2 protein-coding genes are annotated in these 2,753 nt (G+C 50.8%); both read right to left on the bottom strand.

Annotation, left to right across the window (positions count from 1 at the left end):
- Positions 1 to 195 (bottom strand): hypothetical protein (locus FH603_RS27910; RefSeq protein WP_186742612.1); only part of this gene is annotated, 195 nt, incomplete at its 3' end.
- Between the two features lie 805 nt (positions 196 to 1,000).
- The coding region (locus tag FH603_RS27905) for an RICIN domain-containing protein (RefSeq protein WP_186742610.1) at positions 1,001 to 2,753 on the bottom strand (1,753 nt) is incomplete at its 5' end.

Below are 2,753 nucleotides of genomic sequence, written 5' to 3'. Positions count from 1 at the left end.
GGAGGTAGGGGTGGTAGCGGTGCCCACCAGCATGAAGGCTTTGGCCGTGGCGGGGAAGTGGCCCTGCAGGCTGATGGCCTGGCCGGGCAGGGCCGTGGCGGTCGTGTTGAAGAGCGCCAGCTGCGCCCACACTGGCTGAAGGCTTAAAACTAGAATAAATAAATAAAGTAACCGGAGCCGAAGAAGGTTATGCATAAAGTGAAATTAATGTTGTTACACAGGTTTTGACCGATTATAGCGCTCTTGGATAAAGCCTATTTCAGGCTTCACCTGAATAGTTAAGTAACTCTATTTGAGATTGAGTCTATTGATAGATAACTAAAGCCGAGAAATTACTGAAAGTAGGCTCAAGAAGGGGTATCTATATTGAATTTTTCGCATTTAATATTACCTAGTATTATTGAAAATAAATAAATAAACACATTAGATTTAAGAAAACTGAAAATGATAAATACTTGCTTGAGTAGGTACTCTTCCATGCAGCTTAGGTGGTTTAATTAAATTTTCATGCAAGTATAAAAAAAACTACCGTTTAATAAAGAAAGCATTTCTTCATATCATAGAAAAATGCAATTTAAAGTTTTCAGAAACGTATAATTAAGGTAATTTATAGCTTGAAAAATTCATATGAATGGCAATACAGATGAATCTGAACGGACAATTATGTGGACTGCCGCACCAACGTATCATATTGACATTCAATCGATTTCTGATGATTATAAGCTCGGGTAGCCGCTGGTTTTTACTGCCTATTCATAGTTAATCCAACCAACACGAGCATACGGGCTACAATAAAATCGCCGGTATTCATGCATTGGTTGGATTATCTTGCTCCTGAACGCATCGATTCAAAAGATGAAGCGATGGTCAGGCATAGTGTATTTATGTTTATATACGATTTTGGTTACTTTTAGAGTAAAAACCACTGGAAAGGTGAATGGGTCAAGTTGCTTGGTCACTGCGGTTGAAGCGGCACATTTCCAATTGAAACGCGAAACGCTTAATGGTTGACAATGAGCTTGCGGCTGATGAGCCGCTCGCCCCGATGGATCTGCACCAAATACACTCCCGGCGACAGACCCGACACATCCATCTCGGCCACATCCCCAACGCTCGCTACCTCCAGCTGAAACCGGCCCTGAACATCCACCAACCGTACCGCGCCACCACCCGTCCCCGATACCCGTACCCGGTCAACGCCCGGGTTAGGATAGACTGCCACCGACGGCTCAAAACCACTTTCCTCATTTCGCAAAGCCTCCAACCGGCCACTTCCTTGTGGGGTGAAGCGGAACTTCTGATTGTCGTCCCCCGAGCCGGGCCACTGCTGTAGCCAAGCTCCTTCATTCTGAGAACTGCCCTCAATAGCCAGATACTTCTGGCTGTGGCGGGCCACCAGGCTGTAGTAACCCCCACCGGCATCGACCAGTTTGTACTGCTGATTGTCCTGGGTGTTGGGCGTCCACTGCAGCACCGGCGCGCCGTCGCTGGTCGAGTTGTTGTAGACATCCATGGCTTTACTATTGACTACCGACTTAATCGAGTAATAGCCATTGCTGAGTTTGGTAAGTACCCACTTCTGGTCCACACTCCCGTCAGCCGACCATTGAACGATCCCTCCACCGTCATCTTTTGAACTGCTGTATACGCTCAACGCCTTGCCGCTGTGCTTGGCAATGATCGAGTATACAGCACCTGACACTATGGGAGCGACCACCACCGAAGCAGCTGTGGACAGAAAGGAAGCGGTATACGTAGTGTTGGCCGAGGGCACCGTCAGGCTCGTGCCCAGGCTGCCATTGGAATAAATGAAAGACGCACCGTTGCTGGTCTGAGGCGTGGGCACATTCAGACTCACCGTGCTGCCCACAACAAAGGTCTGCGAGTAGGGCGTGGTGCGCACCTGCCCGTTGATGCTCACCTGCAAGCCCGCCGGACTCGTCACCCAGTTCAGACTCACCGTCGCGGCCGGGGAAGCGACGACCTGAGGATTGAAGCGGAACTTCTGATTGTCGAGCCCAGTCTTTGTCCACTGCACTAATATGGCTCCGTTAAGTTGAGTGTTCCCTCTCATATGGAGGTACTTTAGGCTATATCTCGCTACGATATAGTAGTAACCCCCACCGGCATCGACCAGTTTGTACTGCTGATTGTCCTGGGTGTTGGGCGTCCACTGCAGCACCGGCGCGCCGTCGCTGGTCGAGTTGTTGTAGACATCCATGGCTTTACTATTGACTACCGACTTAATCGAGTAATAGCCATTGCTGAGTTTGGTAAGTACCCACTTCTGGTCCACACTCCCGTCAGCCGACCATTGAACGATCCCTCCACCGTCATCTTTTGAACTGCTGTATACGCTCAACGCCTTGCCGCTGTGCTTGGCAATGATCGAGTATACAGCACCTGACACTATGGGAGCGACCACCACCGAAGCAGCTGTGGACAGAAAGGAAGCGGTATACGTAGTGTTGGCCGAGGGCACCGTCAGGCTCGTGCCCAGGCTGCCATTGGAATAAATGAAAGACGCACCGTTGCTGGTCTGAGGCGTGGGCACATTCAGACTCACCGTGCTGCCCACAACAAAGGTCTGCGAGTAGGGCGTGGTGCGCACCTGCCCGTTGATGCTCACCTGCAAGCCCGCCGGACTCGTCACCCAGTTCAGACTCACCGTCGCCACCGGGGCACTCACCGGTTGGGTGATTGGACTACACCCCCCCGTGCCCACCGCCCCGTGGCTGATGTTGTCCAGCGGA

This window comes from Spirosoma utsteinense, assembly GCF_014282275.1.
GTDB classification, from domain to species: Bacteria; Bacteroidota; Bacteroidia; order Cytophagales; family Spirosomataceae; genus Spirosoma; species Spirosoma utsteinense.
Note: the sequence above shows the minus strand (reverse complement) of the source record. Positions and strands in the feature narration are given on the sequence as shown.